Raw genomic sequence first — 16,774 nt, forward strand, 5'->3', positions numbered from 1 at the left:
GTAGTGTCGGCCGCGTGCGCACCGGATCGAAGTTGTTCGCCCTGCTCGCCGCCCCGATTCTCGCTGCCGCCGCGTGTTCCGGAGACAGTTCCGCCGATCGGCTCGACCGCAGTGTGCACACCTTCGCCGATGCGTTGAGTCACGGCGATCCCGCCGCCGCGGCCGCCGTCACCAGCGATCCGGCACAGGCGACGACCACCCTCGGCGCCCTCTTCGACAGCCTCGGCAAGAAGGTCCGCGTCGACGTGCGTTCCGTACATCGGTCCGACCACCACGCGACGTTCGACCTGGCCACCACGTGGACCTTCGGCGCGGCCGGGAATCAATGGACCTACACCACCGCCGGGACGGCCGACGAATCCGGGGACGACTGGAAGGTCCGGTGGAATCCGGTCACCGTGGCGCCCGGCCTCGAGACCGGGCCGCTGTCCTACGACACCGTCGCCCCGCAGCCGGCCGCGCGCGTGCTCGACCGCGACGGCGCGGAATTGATGACCCAGCAGGTCGTCACCCTGGTCCAGCTGGCGCCCGGCGCCGACCCGAATGCCGTTGCGGCCGTGCTCGGTCCGATCGATCCGAGCATCTCCGCGGCGAGCCTGCGCCAGGACATGGACAAGGCCCAGGGCAAACCCGTCACCGCGATCGCGCTGCGAGCCGGCGATCTCGCCCCCGTTCAGGATCGGCTCGCCGCGCTGCCGAATGTGACGCTGGCGCCGCAGACCCGGCTGCTCACCGTCGACAAGGCACTGACCTCCCCGGCCCTGTCCGGGGTGAGCGACCTGTGGCAGCACAGCACCGACGCCGCGGCCGGCTGGGCGGTGCGCGCGCAGGGCACCGACGGCGCCCATACGGTGGGCGGACAGGATCCGAAACCCGTCGCCGATATCAGGACCACGCTCGACACCGGGATGCTGCGGCGTGCCGACGCCGCGCTCGCGCCGATCCCCACTCCGGCCGCGATGGTGGTGCTACGACCGTCCACCGGTGACGTACTCGCCGTCGGGCAGAACGCGCCCGCCGACGCCCAGGGTCCAATCGCGCTCACCGGGCTGTACCCACCGGGTTCGACCTTCAAGACGGTCACCGTGTCGGCCGCGTTGCAGGCCGGGCAGGTCACCGCCGACACCATGGTCGCCTGCCCGGGAACCGAGAACATCGAGGGGCGGCAGATTCCCAACGACAACCACTTCGATCTCGGCACCGTGCCCCTGCACACCGCGTTCGCACGGTCCTGCAACACCACGATGGGACGGCTCGCGGTGAACCTGCCGCCCGACGGGCTGACCCGCGCGGCCGCTCAGCTCGGCCTCGGTGTGGATTTCACCGCCCCCGGCATGACCACGGTGACCGGAAAGGTGCCCACCGCAGACACTTCCGCGCTGCGGGTGGAGGAGGGGATCGGCCAGGGCCGGGTGACCGCGTCGCCGTTCGGCATGGCGTTGGTCGCCGCGACCGTCGCCCACGGTTCGGTGCCGGCGCCCACCATCGTGGCGGGATCCCCCGGGAAGGCGGACCGGACCCCGGATCCCGTGCCCGCGCCGGTGCTGGATCAGGTGAAATCCATGATGCGCGAGACCATTACGAACGGCACGGCCACCAGCCTCGCCGACATTCCGGGCATGCTCGGCAAGACCGGCACGGCCGAATACATCGACGACACCCACGCGCACGGCTGGTTCGTCGGCATCGACGGTGACCTGGCGCTGGCGGTGTTCGTCGGCGATGCCGGGAGCTCGACGCCGGCGGTCGAGGCGGCCGGACGTTTCCTGCGGAATCAGCAGTAGCGCGCCGCACAGTAGAGTGAACTTCGTCACATATACTCTCGCTGTATAGCGAACTGATCTCGACCGCATCGCATGGTGGTCACACATATTCCGCACAGATCTCGCTCCGGCGTCAAAGCGGCCCGTCAGGCCCGCTACACTCGTCCGGGAACACGCGCGGGACATGACCCCGCGCGCGGTAAGTCACGGATCGCGGAGAAACTCGGAGTAGTGCCATCGAAACCGGCCAAGTGATCGCAGGGCATTACCGCCTGGTCGAGCGGATTGGTAGCGGCGGCACAGGCGTCGTCTGGCGTGCCGTCGACGAACGACTCGAACGGTCGGTCGCGATCAAGCAGATCCTCACCCAGCCCAGTCTGCCGCCGGGTGAGAAAGAGATCGTGCGTCAGCGCGCGTCCCGGGAGGCCCGCAACGCGGCACGCTTCCAGCACCCCAATGCGATCGTGGTCTTCGATATCACCGAGCACGAGGGCGATCCCTGCCTGATCATGGAGTATCTGCCGTCGCAGAGCCTCGCCGTGGTGCTGTCCTCGCAGGGGACGCTGCCGCTGCCGCAGGTGGCGCGCATCGGCGAGCAGGTCGCCTCGGCGCTGGTGGCCGCCCATCGCGCGGGCATCGTGCACCGAGACATCAAGCCCGGCAACGTATTGCTCGGCGACAACGGCACCGTGAAGATCACCGACTTCGGTATCTCCAAGGCCAAGGGAGATGTCAACCTCACCGCCACCGGCCTGATCTCCGGCACCGCGGCCTATCTGGCCCCCGAGGTCGCCCGCGGCGCCGAACCCAGTCCGGCCGCCGACGTCTTCGCCCTGGGCGCAACGCTTTTCCACGCTCTCGAGGGCGAACCGCCCTACGGCACCAATCCGAATCCCCTGGCGCTGCTGTACGCCGCGGCCAACGGTCAGCTGAGCCAGCCGCGCAACGCCGGCCCGCTCACCGATCTGCTGCTGGATCTGCTCAGCTTCGAGCCGGAGGACCGGCCGAGCATGACCGACGTGCGCGATCAGCTGGCCGATTTCGCGGATCAGGCCGCCGATGCCGAATCGACCCGGATGCTGGCCACCCACCGCGGGGGCGCGCGCCGCCAGGCCACGCGCACCCTGGATCGCCGTGCGGCACAGGCGGATATCTCCACCGCGGAGATGATGGCCACCGCGGCGGTACTGTCCGAACCGGAGATGCAGCCGGTGCGGCCCGCCGCGGCCGCCGCGCATCCCACCCGCTCCCATCCGGTGCCCGCCGCCGCGCCGGCACCCACCCGCAACGCGAAACCGTGGGTGTTCGCCGGTGGTTTCGCCGCCGGTCTGGTGATCGTCGCCGCGGCGCTGTATCTGATGTTCGGCGGCGCGAAGACGGAATCGCCCGGTTCGCAGGCGAATTCGCCGGCCGCGACCGCCACCGCGCAGGCAGGTACCTCGACGCAGAGCGTCGCGGCCGTGGGCCAGACCAAGAGCGCCGGTAAGGCGGATGCGCAGCAGGCCATCAGTGACACCAAGCGTTTCTACGACACTCTCACTCAGTCCGACCCGAGTAGTGCTTGGAACCAATTGACTCCGGCTGCGCAGCAGGTCTATGGCAGCCAAGCGGCATTCCGTGCGTACTGGGAACAGAATCAGGTCACCAACTTCAGCACGATCGAAGTCGGGAGCGGCGTCAAGTCCGACGGTTCGGTCGACATCAGTGTGGCGAGCGTGACCTATAGCGGCGGGCAGAGCAAGTCGGTGGTCCTCAGGTTCATCGAGGGAAGCAATGGAAGGCTGCTGATCGATAGCGACACTCGCGCGTAGTCGTTGCGGTCAGGCCTGTGACGAGGCCGGTTGAGTGGATCAGCGCGGGCGCGGAGCAGCGAGCGTCTGGATGAGGCTGATAGACCTCAGTGGTCTCAGCAGGTGGCTTGTCCGCTTGTGCCAGACACTCGGAAAGTTGCCGAGCCGCTCGGTTCGCTGTTCCGTTACGTCGCCTCGGGTTTCTGTAACCTTCGGTTCGAAAGAGGCTGGATCTCCGCCCTGAAGACTGTCTTGTTGACAAAAGGTGGTATCGGCTTTACGGTTCAGTTTGTCGAAGACGTCAAATGTCTTCTCGGGGAGGGGATTTCAATGTTCGGTTTTGGGGCTCGTCTTGCGGGTCGAATGGTAATCTTCAGTGCCGCTGTCGTCGGCGCGGCAACGCTATCGGGCTTCGGTAGTGGCGTTGCAAACGCGGGGCAGACCGATTGCACCATGTACCTGGTCAACAATGGCGAGGGAATCAGCAAGTACGAACTCGATGCTTGTCAGCTGGGTATCGATGGCGATGTTATGGGCTGTGTGAACATGCTGGAACAGCCACCCGCCGCGCGGCCGCAAGCTGTTGCAGAGGCGGCCTGCACGGCAGCGAACCGGCCAGGCTAGGATGAGACCACTTCATTGGGCCGGGTCGAGAGACCCGGCCCAATTTTTTTTTGGATAGTCGGTCGGCTTACTGCGCATCATCGAACGCCGTGTCAGAATTCTCTGCGTCTATCGGCCCCGGTATGTTTCGAGGCCGGCGGTGCCCCGGTAGTCTCGGGCCGTGAGCACTCGGCAGCTGCTGAACGACGAACGGGCCGAACTGATTACGCTGCTGCGTGATCTGAGCGAAGACGAATGGGAGGCGCCCTCGCTGTGTGCGGGGTGGCGGGTGCGTGATGTGGTGGGGCACCTGCTCTACGACGAGATGTCCCTGCTGGGCTACACCCGCTTCGCCCTCGGCTACCGGCTGAACACCGACCGCGTCAACAACGGTCTCGTCGACCGGGCTCGGGACCTCACCACGGCGCAGCTCATCGAGCGATTCGAGAACTCCGGACAGCGCATCACCGGCACGTGGCCGAGCCTGGGCCTGGCCGACATCCTGGTGCATCAGCAGGACATCCGCCGTCCCCTCGGCCGCCCCCGTACCATCCCGGCCGACCGACTGGTCGCGGTGCTGCGCCATCCCGACCCGTTCGCCGGCCCGCGCAAATACACCCGCGGCCTGCGGTTCGTCGCCACCGACGTGGAGTGGTCCGCCGGCACCGGCCCGGAAGTCCGCGGGCCGGGCGAGGCGCTGGCGCTGGCCGCGGTGGGCCGCCCCGCCGCCCTGGAAGACCTCACCGGTGAGGGTGTGGAGACACTGCGCCGGCGCCACGGAGTGTGATTGCGCCACCGCGACCGGAACTTCACGACGGTGGCCCCGCCGCCTGGGTGTGGGCGTGACGACCGTCGCAGGCCGTGCATCGGCGAGAAGAGTGTCGGGCCGAAGCGAGCTGGGACGCGAAAGCCGCTATCGCGCAGTGGTTTCGGTGTCGGCGGTCCAGTCGGCGAGTAGGCGGAGAGCGGTCGCGCTCGGCGAATCGGGCTCTACCGTGTGGACGATCAGCGCCTGATCGGGGTCGTCGGGCAGTCGCAGCGTTTCGAAGCCCAGGTCGAGTCGCCCGACCACCGGATGCTGGTAGACGTAGCGGCCGTGAGTCTTGTCCTTCAGCGCGTGGCGCGACCACAGCCGCTCGAAGTCCGGATCACGCCGCCGCAGTTCGTCGATCAGCGCCGCGATGCGGTCGTCGCCGGGATTGCGGGCGGCGTCCAGCCGTAGATAGGCGACGACGTCGGCGGCCTTGCCGGGCCAGTCCACGTACAGCTCGCGCATTCCCTCGTCGAGGAACACCAGCCGCGCCAGATTGCGCTGCCCGGGCGGCAACGCACCGAAGTCGGTGATCAGCGCGGCGGCCGCGCGGTTCCAGGCCAGCACGTCGGTCCCGCGGCCGACGATGTAGGCGGGCACGTCGGCGGTGTCGAGCAGACGGCGCAGCCCGGGCCGTACCTGCTGTGCGGCAACGGGTTCGGTGCCCGACCACGGTCGTGCCAGCCGGTACAGGTGGTCGCGTTCGAGCGGGTCGAGGCGTAACGCCCGCGCCACCGCATCCAGCACCGATTCCGAAAAGTGCAGGGTGCGGCCCTGTTCCAGGCGCACATAGTGATCCACGCTCACTCCGGCCAGCAGCGCCAGTTCCTCGCGGCGCAGTCCCGGCACCCGGCGGCGGGTGCCGTGCTCGGCCAGGCCCACCTCCTCCGGACGCAGACGGGCGCGGCGCGAGCGCAGGAATTCTTCACTGACAGGGGATTATCGTGAACCACGGCGATATCTCCGCCTGTGCGAATCGGCCGGTGCACTGCTGGACGACGAGTACGACAGCAGGCCTGAGGTGTCCAATGTTTTCGGGCGAAGCTCGGCCGCCAGCTTCGGCATGATCAACGAGATCGGAGCAAATCGGCCGCGTGAAGCTCTGAAACTTGCTGCGGTAATCACCAGCGGTAACACGGGGATTCCGCCCACCCTGTTGAGTCGTAAGCTTGTGAATGTCGCACAGGCGCAGATCGGGACCCGAGATGACGCCGGCGCCGTGGACACGCTTCACCGAGCATGCTCGATGGCTCCGGAGTTCATTCGGCACATCCCGCTGGCTCATTCGCTGACCGATGACCTGCTGTCCCGTCGGGGCAACCTGATCACGAATGGTCTTGGCGGGGTTGCCGAACATCTCGGTTCGTTCGTATGACGTTAGGAACTGCCTTTGATCGTCAACCCCTCCGCTTTTACCGTTCTGTGCTTCGGGGATTCCAACACCTTCGGCCAGCCGTCCGAGGGGCGCGGCCGATGGCCGGTCGACGTGCGCTGGACCGGGCAGCTGCAGCAAATATTAGGGACCGGATACGCGATAATTGAGGAAGGCCTCGGCGGCCGGACCACCGATCTCGACGACCCTGATCGAGATGATCGCAATGGCCGCAAGTACTTCCAACCTTGCCTTCGAAGCCACTCACCCTTGGACATCGTGGTCGTCATGCTGGGGAACAACGATCTGAAGACCAAGTTCAGCCGTGAGGTAGGCGCCGTCGCCACCGCGCTCGAGGGGTATATCGACAACGTCGAGCACACCGCGTGGACCCGTACCGGCGGCGTGCCGGCGGTACTGCTGGTCAGCCCGATCCATCTCGACCCCGACCAGCCTGGGTTCGCCGAGCAAAGTTCTGAATACGGCGCCGAATCCGTCCGCAAGTCATGGGAACTTTCCGGCGCGATACGTCGAGTAGCTGACGCGCGCCGCGCATTATTCGTGGACGCGGCTACCGTCGCGTTGCCAGGAGCTGACGGTGTGCACCTGAGCCGTGACTCACACCAACGGCTTGCGGAACTGATCGCCCAGGAGATAGGTCGGCAATGTTGAGGACTGCACGGACGCAGGATTGGAGCACCTTTCTGGTGGCAAAGTGTACGTCGCCGTACCCCGCTCGGAGTCCTATCACCGCGAATTCAGGGTGAATTCAACGGTATATTGCACGTTGCCAGGCGCGGTCGTGTGTCCATTGGTTGCTGTAAAGTCGCATTTGGCTTCCAGCTTATATTTCCTATCCAACTGGAGATCCGTTACTGCTGAATGCCACCAATAATCCGATGGGATCGAAGGATGGAAATCATGATATCCGCTCTTGCCGATCACCGAAGCGCCGCACGACATCGGTCCTTGCGCAATGGCTTGAACGGATGGCGACAGACGGAGCGACCAAATCAAGCGGTTTCCACCATCGGAATTCTGCGTCGCGTAAATCACTTCACCGTGAAGGTGCCGTGTTGCCCCTCGTAGCGATAGCTTTGGTCGCCCGGGTGGTAGTTATAAACCCCTGGCGCTGATCCCGGCTCCGCGAGAGCGCAAGGCGCAGGTGCCAAAAACGTTGCGGCGCAAGCCAACAACGCGGTGGCTATGACGACTACTCTTTGTACCTTCGCACGGATACCGCTCGACATTCGTACTCCCCCTGAGGAACATTCTCGATCTCGACATCGACTGAATCGCCCTCACTCAGCGTGAAAACATCCCCCCTGTCCACAGTCGACAGGTGAAACCACGCCAGTGAGCCATCCGCCCGAGTCAGCACGCCGGTGCCGTTACGGATATTCCAGCGGTAGACCGTCGCACGCTCCATACCCCGCCCCCTTCGCTGCGCCGTGTGATTGACCAGACCGCGCCATCCTTACACAGCCCGTCACCTTCCGCAGCTGGACCCCTGCATCCAACTGGGCAGACCCGCCGGGGACTATCTGCCCTACGCCGATCCGAATGAGCCCGCTCGGATGGTCATGGCGGAACGCTGGCGCACGCCCGACGACCTGGATGCCCATTTCGCGACTCCACATTTCCGCCATGTCGCCGAGGTGCTGGACCGGATTCTCGCCATGCCCATGACAATGTCCCCCTGGTGCCGGAATGAGGCGTCGCCGCCCGAGCCGGACGCGGGAGCGTGGCGCCGCGTCCGGCTCGGGCGGCGGATATCGACTGGCGCCGACCCGATAGGCTGGTAGGCGGTCCGGAGCATTCGCTTCGATGTGATGACCAGCACAGACCGGCCGGACAGACAAGGATTTCACACCGCTATGACTAGCCGCATCGAGCTCGCCCGCGTGGATCTGCGCGGACGTACGCCCTCCGCTGCCGAACTGCGCGCGGCGCTGCCGCGCGGGGGAGTGGACGTGGACTCGGTGCTGCATCATGTGCGGCCGGTGGTGGAGGCGATCCGTGATCGCGGAGTCGAGGCCGCGCAGGAGTTCAGCGCGAAGTTCGACGGCATCACCCCGGCGAGCGTGCGCGTCCCGGCCGCCGAACTCGACAAGGCCCTCGCCGAGCTGGCGCCCGCCGTGCGCGCGGCGCTCGAGGTGGCCATCGAACGCACCCGCAAGGTGCACGCCGATCAGCGCCGCACCGACACCACCACCGAGGTCGTGCCCGGCGGCACCGTCACCGAACGCTGGGTGCCGGTCGAGCGGGTCGGGCTCTACGTGCCCGGCGGCAATGCCGTCTACCCGTCCAGTGTCGTCATGAACGTCGTCCCCGCGCAGGCCGCGGGCGTGGACTCGCTGGTGGTGGCCTCGCCGCCGCAGGCCCAGTTCGGCGGGCTGCCGCATCCGACGATTCTCGCTGCGGCGAAACTGCTCGGCGTCGAGGAAGTATGGGCGGTCGGCGGCGCCCAGGCGGTCGCCTTGCTGTCCTACGGCGGCACCGACACCGACGGCACGCAGCTCACCCCCGTCGACATGATCACCGGTCCGGGCAACATCTACGTCACCGCCGCCAAGCGGCTGTGCCGCGGCCTGGTCGGCATCGACGCCGAGGCCGGTCCCACCGAGATCGCGATCCTCGCCGACGCCACCGCCGATCCGGCACATGTGGCCGCCGACCTGATCTCGCAGGCCGAACACGATGTGCTCGCCGCGAGTGTGCTGGTCACCGACAGTGTGGCGCTGGCCGATGCGGTCGACGCCGCGGTCACGACCCAGCTCGAGGTGGTCAAGCACCGGGAGCGGGTGTCGGAGGCATTGTCGGGCAAACAGTCCGGTGTCGTGCTCGTCGACGATATCGAGCAGGGGCTGCGGGTGGTCAACGCCTACGCCGCCGAACACCTCGAGATCCAGACCGCCGACCCGGTCGCGGTCGCCGGGCGGGTCCGCAGCGCGGGTGCGGTGTTCGTCGGCGCGTGGTCGCCGGTGAGCCTCGGCGACTACTGCGCCGGATCGAATCACGTCCTGCCCACCGCCGGGTGCGCCCGCCACTCCTCGGGGCTGAGCGTGCAGACCTTCCTGCGCGGTATCCACGTCGTCGAATACAGCGAAGCCGCGCTGAAAGACGTTGCCGGTCATGTCGTTTCCCTGGCCAACGCCGAGGATCTGCCGGCCCACGGCCAGGCCGTGCAGGTGCGCTTCGAGGCCTTGCCATGACCGCGACCGCCGATGTCCCGGGCGCCGCGGCGACCCTCGACGATCTGCCGCTGCGCGAGAACCTGCGCGGCAAGAGCCCGTACGGCGCACCGCAATTGGCGGTGCCGGTGCAGCTGAACACCAACGAGAATCCGCATCCGCCGAGCCGGGCGCTGATCGACGACGTGGCCGAATCCATTCGCGCCGCCGCCGCCGACCTGCACCGTTATCCCGACCGGGACGCGGTGGCGCTGCGCACCGATCTGGCCGCGTACCTGACCCGCCAGACCGGCGTCACCGTGCAGACCGCGAACGTGTGGGCGGCCAACGGATCCAACGAGATTCTGCAGCAGCTGCTGCAGGCCTTCGGCGGGCCCGGCCGCAGCGCCCTCGGCTTCGTGCCCTCGTATTCGATGCACCCGATCATCTCCGAGGGCATCGACACCGAATGGATCGAGGCCAAGCGCAACAGCGACTTCTCCCTCGACATCGACTACGCGGCCGCGGTGATCGCCGACCGCCGCCCCGATGTGGTGTTCGTGACCAGCCCGAACAATCCGACCGGGCATTCGATCGCCCTCGCCGATCTGGAGCGTCTGCTCGAGGCGGCGCCGGGCATCGTGGTGGTCGACGAGGCGTACGGCGAGTTCTCCGCCGCGCCCAGCGCACTCGGGCTCATCGACCGGTATCCGGCGAAGCTGGTGGTCAGCCGCACCATGAGCAAGGCCTTCGCCTTCGCCGGCGGGCGGCTCGGCTATCTGGTCGCCGCGCCCGCGGTGATCGAGGCGATGCTGCTGGTGCGGCTGCCCTACCACCTGTCGGTGGTCACCCAGGCCGCCGCCCGCGCCGCGCTGCGCCACGCCGACGAAACCCTCGCCAGTGTCGCCGAACTCGCCGCACAGCGGGAACGAGTGGCGGAGGCGTTGCGGGAGATGGGGTTCGAGGTGGTCACCTCGGACGCGAACTTCCTGTTGTTCGGCTACTTCGCCGACGCCCCGCGCACCTGGCAGCGTTATCTGGACGAGGGCGTGCTGATCCGCGACGTCGGCATTCCCGGCTATCTGCGCACCACCATCGGATTGGCCGCGGAGAACGACGAATTCCTGCGGGTGAGCGAGAAGTTGGTGGCCACCGAGGTGATCTCCCGATGAGCACGGAAGCGAGTATGAATCGAACCGCCCGGGTGGAACGCACCACCCGCGAATCCAGCATCGTGGTCGAGTTGAACCTCGACGGCACCGGCCGGACCGACATCTCCACCGGCGTCCCGTTCTACGACCACATGCTCACCGCCTTCGGCCAGCACGGCAGCTTCGATCTGACCGTGCAGGCCAAGGGCGATATCGAGATCGAGGCGCATCACACCGTCGAGGACACCGCCATCGTCATCGGGCAGGCGCTCGGCGAGGCACTGGGGGACAAGAAGGGCATCCGCCGCTTCGGTGACTGCTACATCCCGATGGACGAAACCCTCGCCCACGCCGTCGTCGACGTGTCGGGGCGGCCGTACTGCGTGCACGACGGCGAGCCGGAGCGGCTGCTGCACACCGTGATTCCCAGCGCCGGTCCCGGTGCGTCGTATTCCACGGTGCTGAACCGGCACGTCTTCGAGTCGATCGCCCTCAACGCCCGCATCGCACTGCACGTGCGGGTGCTGTACGGCCGCGACCAGCACCACATCACCGAGGCCGAGTTCAAGGCCGTCGCACGGGCTCTGCGCGCCGCTGTCGAACCGGACCCCCGGGTCACCGGTGTGCCGTCCACGAAGGGAACGCTGTGAAATCGGTTGTGCTGCTGGACTACGGCTCCGGCAATCTGCATTCCGCGGCGCGCGCGCTGGCTCGCACCGGCGCGGAGGTGACCGTCACCGCCGATCCGAAGGCCGCGCTCGACGCCGACGGTCTGGTCGTGCCGGGCGTCGGCGCGTTCGCCGCGTGTATGGCAGGTCTGACGCAGGTGCGCGGCGAGCGGATCATCGGCACCCGCCTCGCCGGGGGGCGGCCGGTGCTCGGCATCTGTGTGGGCATGCAGATCATGTTCGAGCGTGGAGTCGAATTCGGGGTCGAGTCCGAGGGCTGCGGCCAGTGGCCGGGCACGGTGGAACGGCTTCCGGCGCAGGTTCTTCCGCACATGGGCTGGAACACCGTGCAGGCTCCCGCCGACAGCGTGCTGTTCGCCGGGATGGATCCCGAGACGCGCTTCTACTTCGTGCACTCCTACGCGGCGCAGAAGTGGGAATGGGACGACAACGGCACCATCGCCCCGGCGAAGCTGATCTGGGCCGAACACGGCGGGCCGTTCCTCGCCGCGGTGGAGAACGGGCCGCTGTGCGCCACCCAGTTCCACCCGGAGAAGTCCGGCGACGCCGGTGCGCAGCTGCTGCGCAACTGGGTCGGCTCGCTGTAGGACCTCGCTGCAGGACTACGTCTGCGGCGCCAGCGTGTCGACCCGGCCCGCGAGCCAGCGGCCGTCGACGTTGTCGAGGAACACCCGCAGCTGGGACCGTTCGGGCCGGGGCAGGCCGAGTGTGGCGTCGCTGCGTTCGGACCGGTCCACGGTCACCACGACCTGCGAATGTTCGGGGTCGGCCACGTCGGTGCGGCATTCCACCGAGTTGGCCTCGGAGCGGACGTGCACCGAGGTCACGTGTGCGCGCCGATCGGGCGCCGACGCGGCGAACTGGTCGTGGAACTCGCCGGTGGACAACTCCAGGACCCGTCGGTCGTAGTCGTCGTAACCGGCCCAGTCGTAGGTGGTGAACTGGCGCCCGAAATCGCAGGCGGCCAATTGAATCGGGTCGGCGGGGGTTGCCGTCGCCGTGGGCGGCACGAGCGTCGCGGCGCCGGCCGCCCCGCACGACAACGCGAACATGATGGGCCGCAACGTGATCCGCGACATGGGTGAAGGTCCTCTTCGTCGACAACGATGGCAGTACGTGCCCCCGACCCAGGGTACGTACGCGGAAGCCGCCGGTCTGGACCTCCTGCGCACAGTGACACACGCAGACTTCGGATTGCCCGGCGTTGTCCAGCTCAAACGTGTGATGCTCGTCCCCGCAGGCAGTGACCGGCGTCCCATATGCGCCATCCCGGCACCGCGACGCCAACCGGTAGCCAGTAGGCTGCACACGTGAGTCTTGTGCTGCTACCCGCCGTCGATGTCGCCAATGGTGAGGCCGTGCGCCTGGTTCAGGGGGAGGCCGGCAGCGAAACCAGCTACGGCGCCCCCCGCGATGCCGCGCTGGCCTGGCAGGAGGCGGGTGCCGAATGGGTGCATCTGGTCGACCTGGACGCGGCCTTCGGGCGCGGCTCCAACCGCGAACTGCTCGCCGAGGTCGTCGGTGAGCTGGATGTGAAGGTCGAGCTGTCCGGCGGCATCCGCGACGACGACTCGCTGAAGGCCGCGATGGCCACCGGCTGTGCCCGGGTCAACCTGGGTACCGCCGCACTCGAGGATCCGCAGTGGTGCGCCCGGGCCATCGCCGAATACGGCGACCGGGTCGCGGTCGGCCTGGACGTGCGGATCATCGACGGCGACTACCGGTTGCGGGGCCGTGGCTGGGTGAGCGACGGCGGCGACCTGTGGGAGGTGCTCGCGCGCCTGGAACGTGACGGCTGCGCCCGCTACGTGGTCACCGACGTGAGCAAGGATGGCACCCTGCAGGGCCCCAACCTCGACATTCTGCGGCAGGTGTGCGCGGCCACCGAGGCGCCGGTGATCGCCTCCGGCGGGGTCTCCACCCTCGACGATCTGCGGGCCATCTCCGGGCTGGTGTCCGACGGAGTGGAAGGCGCAATCGTCGGAAAAGCCTTGTACGCCGGGCGTTTCACGCTGCCCGAGGCGCTGGACGCGGTTCGCTGACGTGACCGCCGCCGTCTCCGACCCGGCCGCGCTGCTCGCGACGGCGAGCGAGATTTTGGACGGCGCGGCACCGCGTTTCGTCGAAGGGCTGGGGGCGCCGAGCGCGGTCCAGAAGGGCCGCGGCGACTTCGCCACCGCCCTGGATCTGGAACTCGAGCGCACGCTGTCGCAGCAGCTGGCCGAGCGCACCGGAATTCCGGTACACGGCGAGGAATTCGGCGGGCCGGAACTGAGCTCGGGCACCGCGTGGGTGCTCGACCCCATCGACGGCACCTTCAACTACTCCGCGGGCCATCCGCTCTCGGCGATGCTGCTGGCGCTGGTGGCCGACGGACAGCCCGTCCTCGGTCTGACCTGGCTGCCGCTGCTGGACCGCCGCTACGCCGCGGCGGCCGGTGGTCCGCTGCTGCTCAACGGAAAACCGTTGCCGCCCTTGGAACACGGCCGCCTCGCGGAGTCGATGATCGGCTTCGGCGCGTTCAACATCGACGCCCACGGCCGGATTCCGGGCCGGTTCCGCTTCGACCTGCTGGGTGCGCTGAGCCGGTTGTCGAGCCGGGTGCGCATGCACGGATCCACCGGCATCGACCTGGCCTACACCGCCTCCGGGGTGCTGGGCGGCGCGGTCGTCTTCGGCCACCATCCGTGGGACAACGCCGCCGGAGTCGCGCTGGTACGCGCCGCGGGCGGTGTCGTGACCGATCTGCGCGGCGAAGAATGGTCGATCACCTCGCGGTCGGTGCTGGCCGCCGCGCCCGGGGTGCACGAAGAACTCCTGGACATGATCGACAGCGCCGTCGACCGCGCCTCCGAGCGCAACGAGAATTCGGAAGGGACGCAATGACTCTGGCGGTACGCGTGATCCCGTGCCTCGACGTCGACGCCGGCCGGGTGGTCAAAGGCGTGAACTTCGAGAATCTGCGCGATGCGGGCGACCCGGTGGAACTGGCCGCCGCCTACGACGCCCAGGGCGCCGACGAGCTCACCTTCCTCGACGTCACGGCGTCGAGCGGCGATCGGGGCACCATGATCGACGTGGTGACCCGCACCGCCGAGCAGATCTTCATCCCGCTCACCGTGGGCGGCGGCGTGCGCACGGTCGAGGATGTGGACCGGCTGCTGCGCGCGGGCGCGGACAAGGTGTCGGTGAACACCGCGGCGATCGCGAATCCGGAGATCCTGCGCGAGATGTCGCAGCGCTTCGGCTCGCAGTGCATCGTGCTGTCGGTGGATGCGCGCCGTGTGCCCGACACCGGCTCGCCGACCCCGTCCGGGTGGGAGGTGACCACCCACGGCGGTAAACGCGGCACCGGCATCGACGCGGTGGAGTGGGCGGTGCGCGGCGCCGAACTGGGGGTCGGCGAGATCCTGCTCAACTCGATGGACGCCGACGGCACCAAGGGCGGTTTCGACCTGCCGATGATCAGCGCGGTGCGTGCCGCCGTCTCGGTGCCGATCATCGCCAGCGGCGGCGCCGGAGAGGTCGACCATTTCGCGCCCGCGGTGCGGACCGGCGCCGACGCGGTATTGGCCGCGAGCGTCTTCCACTTCGGTGACCTGACGATTCCGCAGGTCAAAGACGCGATGCGAACCGAGGGCATCACCGTCCGCTGAGGGCGAACGGCACCCTCGGCAGAGGGCGAACGGTACCGACAGGACAGGTATAACGATGGGTATGAGTTTGGATCCCGCCGTCGCCGCCCGGCTCAAGCGCAACGAGGCGGGCCTGGTCGCGGCGATCGCGCAGGAACGCGGCACCGGCGATGTGCTGATGATGGCGTGGATGGACGACGAGGCCCTGGCCCGCACCCTCGCCACCCGCAAGGCCACCTACTACTCGCGTTCGCGGCAGCAGTACTGGGTCAAGGGCGAGACGTCGGGGCATACGCAGTACGTGCACGAGGTGCGGCTGGACTGCGACGGCGACGCCGTACTGCTGATCGTCGACCAGCAGGGCGCGGCCTGCCACACCGGCACCCACACCTGCTGGGACGGGGATCTGCTGCTCGCCGACGCGACCTGAACCGGTCAGCCGGCGGCGCCGGCCGTGGCTTCGGCGGACGGCGGGTCGGGCAGTCCGTCGGCGCGGCCGATACCCCGGGACAGGCCCGCGTCGAGTTGCGCCACGAGGGCCTCTCCGAGGGTGAGCAGCTGGCCGACCTGCTCGTCGTCGATTCCGTCGAAGACCAGCCCCCGCACTCCTTCCAGATAGGCGGGAGTGGCCTTCTGCACCTGTTCGAAACCCTCGTCGGTGAGCACCGCGTAGGCGCCGCGGCGGCCGCGCACCGCGTCGCGGCGCGCCCAGCCGAGCCGTTCCAGCTTCGTCACCACATGCGACAACCGTGATAGCGATGCGTTTGCCCTATTCGCCAGTTCGCTGAGTTGCAGCCGATGTCCGGGCTCCTCGGACAGCAGGGCCATCAGAAAATACTCGAAATGCGTCATACCGGCTTCGCGTTGCAGCTGGGTGTCCATCGCCGCGGGTAATCGCGTGGTCAGCGCGACCAGAGTCCGCCACGCTCGCCGTTCGGTGGGATTGAGCCATTCCGTCACTTCGCGCCCTCTCTTGCAGCCCAGTGACGTAAATCGCAGTTCACCGTCACTCGCGACCAACAAGTTTGCCACGACTTCGCTCGACGGTCAGCCCGGTTGCCGGTGACGTGACAGCTATCACGCCGGGGCGCGATCGCGACGCTGTCGGGTTCACTCCTTGATATCGCCTGGTGGCCGCGTGGCGTTAGCGGTGTCGGGCGCGGTGACCACGCCGGCTTCCGCGCGGCGGGCCGAACGCGCCCGCCACTGTTTGCGTAGCAGTAGCACGAGCAGGATCACGAAGATCGCCGCCGCCACGATGGCGCCGACCAGCGAGGCGCCGCGGAAGCCGGGCGCATCGACGTCGAGGACGCGTTCCCCGGCGTGTGCGGCGCTGTTGCCGCCCAGCACGATGGTCAGCGTCATCAGATTGGGCAGCGCCACGATCAACGCCAGCACCGCCGCGGCGCCGGCGGCGAACTTGCCGGCTCGGGTGCGCCACACCCGTACCGCGCCCAGCAGGAGCAGCAGTGGGATCAGCGTGCACAGGAACCCGACCGCCAGGCCCGACCAGATGCCCTGGGCGAAGCTGCCGTGCCCGGACATACCGGCGATCCGCTGCGCCCACCAGCGCGGAATGAAGGCCGACAGCACGAAATAGGCGACGACCAGCACGATGATGACCGCGAGCAGGCCGAGGGCTCGATTCCGCCACACGGTGGCTCGGGGTTTGGTCCCGGAGTTCGTGAGGGAGCTCGTCGATGTCATGAATCCAGCGTATGCGCGGGGCCCGCGCATACGCCGGGAGAATCCGGCCGTGTCACGTCGTCCATGCGCTCTCACCAGGG

General features: G+C 67.9%; 20 protein-coding genes. 15 read left to right on the top strand and 5 right to left on the bottom strand.

What is annotated here, in order from left to right; genetic code table 11:
• The first annotated feature begins 14 nt into the window (after positions 1-14).
• The 4 genes from C8258_RS18895 (at position 15) to C8258_RS18905 (ending at position 4,943) form a co-directional block, all read left to right on the top strand.
• Positions 15-1,784 (top strand): penicillin-binding transpeptidase domain-containing protein, encoded by a 1,770-nt coding sequence (locus tag C8258_RS18895; RefSeq protein WP_199195763.1) that lies wholly within the window; start codon positions 15-17, stop codon positions 1,782-1,784.
• A 230-nt stretch (positions 1,785-2,014) separates the two neighbouring features.
• On the top strand, positions 2,015-3,574 hold the full coding sequence (locus C8258_RS18900) for a serine/threonine-protein kinase (RefSeq protein WP_106956338.1): 1,560 nt from the start codon (positions 2,015-2,017) through the stop codon (positions 3,572-3,574).
• 117 nt (positions 3,575-3,691) lie between these two features.
• The gene (locus C8258_RS32320; protein WP_146161275.1) at positions 3,692-4,177 is read left to right on the top strand and encodes a hypothetical protein; all 486 of its coding nucleotides are present in this window, start codon (positions 3,692-3,694) and stop codon (positions 4,175-4,177) included.
• 160 nt (positions 4,178-4,337) lie between these two features.
• A complete protein-coding gene (locus C8258_RS18905) occupies positions 4,338-4,943 on the top strand; it encodes a maleylpyruvate isomerase family mycothiol-dependent enzyme (RefSeq protein WP_233225188.1) in 606 nt (201 codons plus the stop codon).
• Positions 4,944-5,069: 126 nt separating this feature from the next.
• On the opposite strand, the gene C8258_RS18910 is transcribed toward C8258_RS18905, so the two are convergent.
• The gene (locus C8258_RS18910) at positions 5,070-5,885 is read right to left on the bottom strand and encodes a helix-turn-helix transcriptional regulator (RefSeq protein ID WP_106956339.1); all 816 of its coding nucleotides are present in this window, start codon (positions 5,883-5,885) and stop codon (positions 5,070-5,072) included.
• A gap of 103 nt (positions 5,886-5,988) precedes the next feature.
• On the opposite strand from C8258_RS18910, the gene C8258_RS32325 reads away from it, so the two are divergent.
• Positions 5,989-6,342 carry a hypothetical protein gene (locus tag C8258_RS32325; protein ID WP_146161276.1) on the top strand — a complete coding sequence of 118 codons (354 nt, stop codon included), beginning with the start codon at positions 5,989-5,991 and terminating at the stop codon, positions 6,340-6,342.
• 15 nt (positions 6,343-6,357) lie between these two features.
• Positions 6,358-7,011 carry a GDSL-type esterase/lipase family protein gene (locus tag C8258_RS18920; protein ID WP_106956341.1) on the top strand — a complete coding sequence of 218 codons (654 nt, stop codon included), beginning with the start codon at positions 6,358-6,360 and terminating at the stop codon, positions 7,009-7,011.
• A gap of 75 nt (positions 7,012-7,086) precedes the next feature.
• Here C8258_RS18920 and C8258_RS32330 read toward each other — a convergent pair whose 3' ends face one another.
• Entirely contained in the window at positions 7,087-7,395 is a 309-nt protein-coding gene (locus C8258_RS32330) for a hypothetical protein (protein ID WP_146161277.1), read from the bottom strand.
• Between the two features lie 401 nt (positions 7,396-7,796).
• On the opposite strand from C8258_RS32330, the gene C8258_RS33660 reads away from it, so the two are divergent.
• The 5 genes from C8258_RS33660 to hisH all read left to right on the top strand — a co-directional run bounded on the left by C8258_RS33660 (position 7,797) and on the right by hisH (position 11,939).
• Positions 7,797-8,144, top strand: coding sequence for a putative quinol monooxygenase (locus C8258_RS33660; protein WP_369974773.1), 348 nt, complete (start codon positions 7,797-7,799; stop codon positions 8,142-8,144).
• A gap of 72 nt (positions 8,145-8,216) precedes the next feature.
• Positions 8,217-9,554 carry a histidinol dehydrogenase gene (hisD, locus tag C8258_RS18930; RefSeq protein ID WP_106956343.1) on the top strand — a complete coding sequence of 446 codons (1,338 nt, stop codon included), beginning with the start codon at positions 8,217-8,219 and terminating at the stop codon, positions 9,552-9,554.
• On the top strand, positions 9,551-10,684 hold the full coding sequence (locus tag C8258_RS18935; RefSeq protein ID WP_106956344.1) for a histidinol-phosphate transaminase: 1,134 nt from the start codon (positions 9,551-9,553) through the stop codon (positions 10,682-10,684). The genes hisD and C8258_RS18935 overlap by 4 nt, the downstream gene beginning before the upstream one ends.
• Positions 10,681-11,313, top strand: a complete 633-nt coding sequence (gene hisB, locus C8258_RS18940) for an imidazoleglycerol-phosphate dehydratase HisB (protein WP_030514645.1) — start codon at positions 10,681-10,683, stop codon at positions 11,311-11,313. The genes C8258_RS18935 and hisB overlap by 4 nt, the downstream gene beginning before the upstream one ends.
• Positions 11,310-11,939: an imidazole glycerol phosphate synthase subunit HisH gene (gene hisH / locus C8258_RS18945; RefSeq protein ID WP_036500510.1), complete on the top strand. Its 630-nt coding sequence runs from the start codon at positions 11,310-11,312 to the stop codon at positions 11,937-11,939. Before hisB ends, hisH begins: the two co-directional genes overlap by 4 nt.
• A 15-nt stretch (positions 11,940-11,954) precedes the next feature.
• Here the strand turns inward: hisH and C8258_RS18950 are convergent, their stop codons facing one another.
• Positions 11,955-12,431: a hypothetical protein gene (locus tag C8258_RS18950; protein ID WP_036500511.1), complete on the bottom strand. Its 477-nt coding sequence runs from the start codon at positions 12,429-12,431 to the stop codon at positions 11,955-11,957.
• Positions 12,432-12,662: 231 nt separating this feature from the next.
• On the opposite strand from C8258_RS18950, the gene priA reads away from it, so the two are divergent.
• From priA to hisI, 4 genes are all read left to right on the top strand, one after another.
• The gene (gene priA / locus C8258_RS18955; protein ID WP_106956345.1) at positions 12,663-13,394 is read left to right on the top strand and encodes a bifunctional 1-(5-phosphoribosyl)-5-((5-phosphoribosylamino)methylideneamino)imidazole-4-carboxamide isomerase/phosphoribosylanthranilate isomerase PriA; all 732 of its coding nucleotides are present in this window, start codon (positions 12,663-12,665) and stop codon (positions 13,392-13,394) included.
• A gap of 1 nt (position 13,395) precedes the next feature.
• Positions 13,396-14,238, top strand: a complete 843-nt coding sequence (locus tag C8258_RS18960) for an inositol monophosphatase (RefSeq protein ID WP_036500513.1) — start codon at positions 13,396-13,398, stop codon at positions 14,236-14,238.
• Positions 14,235-15,008: an imidazole glycerol phosphate synthase subunit HisF gene (hisF, locus tag C8258_RS18965; RefSeq protein WP_036500515.1), complete on the top strand. Its 774-nt coding sequence runs from the start codon at positions 14,235-14,237 to the stop codon at positions 15,006-15,008. The genes C8258_RS18960 and hisF overlap by 4 nt, the downstream gene beginning before the upstream one ends.
• A 61-nt stretch (positions 15,009-15,069) precedes the next feature.
• The gene (gene hisI / locus C8258_RS18970) at positions 15,070-15,417 is read left to right on the top strand and encodes a phosphoribosyl-AMP cyclohydrolase (protein ID WP_036500517.1); all 348 of its coding nucleotides are present in this window, start codon (positions 15,070-15,072) and stop codon (positions 15,415-15,417) included.
• A gap of 5 nt (positions 15,418-15,422) precedes the next feature.
• Here hisI and C8258_RS18975 read toward each other — a convergent pair whose 3' ends face one another.
• Together C8258_RS18975 and C8258_RS18980 are read right to left on the bottom strand one after the other, a co-directional pair.
• Positions 15,423-15,947, bottom strand: coding sequence for a MarR family winged helix-turn-helix transcriptional regulator (locus tag C8258_RS18975; RefSeq protein WP_233225189.1), 525 nt, complete (start codon positions 15,945-15,947; stop codon positions 15,423-15,425).
• Positions 15,948-16,097: 150 nt separating this feature from the next.
• Positions 16,098-16,694, bottom strand: coding sequence for a hypothetical protein (locus C8258_RS18980; RefSeq protein ID WP_039777529.1), 597 nt, complete (start codon positions 16,692-16,694; stop codon positions 16,098-16,100).
• Positions 16,695-16,774 lie beyond the last annotated feature (80 nt).

The organism is Nocardia sp. MDA0666, assembly GCF_003023875.1.
Taxonomy (GTDB): Bacteria; Actinomycetota; Actinomycetes; order Mycobacteriales; family Mycobacteriaceae; genus Nocardia; species Nocardia aobensis.

What these genes read in the sequence shown, in the direction of transcription:
- hisD (WP_106956343.1), top strand. Translation starts at nt 8,217, where the DNA reads ATGACTAGCCGCATCGAGCTCGCCCGCGTGGATCTGCGCGGACGTACG.
- C8258_RS18935 (WP_106956344.1), top strand. Translation starts at nt 9,551, where the DNA reads ATGACCGCGACCGCCGATGTCCCGGGCGCCGCGGCGACCCTCGACGAT.
- hisB (WP_030514645.1), top strand. Translation starts at nt 10,681, where the DNA reads ATGAGCACGGAAGCGAGTATGAATCGAACCGCCCGGGTGGAACGCACC.
- C8258_RS18950 (WP_036500511.1), bottom strand. Translation starts at nt 12,431, where the DNA reads ATGTCGCGGATCACGTTGCGGCCCATCATGTTCGCGTTGTCGTGCGGG.
- hisF (WP_036500515.1), top strand. Translation starts at nt 14,235, where the DNA reads ATGACTCTGGCGGTACGCGTGATCCCGTGCCTCGACGTCGACGCCGGC.
- hisI (WP_036500517.1), top strand. Translation starts at nt 15,070, where the DNA reads ATGAGTTTGGATCCCGCCGTCGCCGCCCGGCTCAAGCGCAACGAGGCG.
- C8258_RS18980 (WP_039777529.1), bottom strand. Translation starts at nt 16,694, where the DNA reads ATGACATCGACGAGCTCCCTCACGAACTCCGGGACCAAACCCCGAGCC.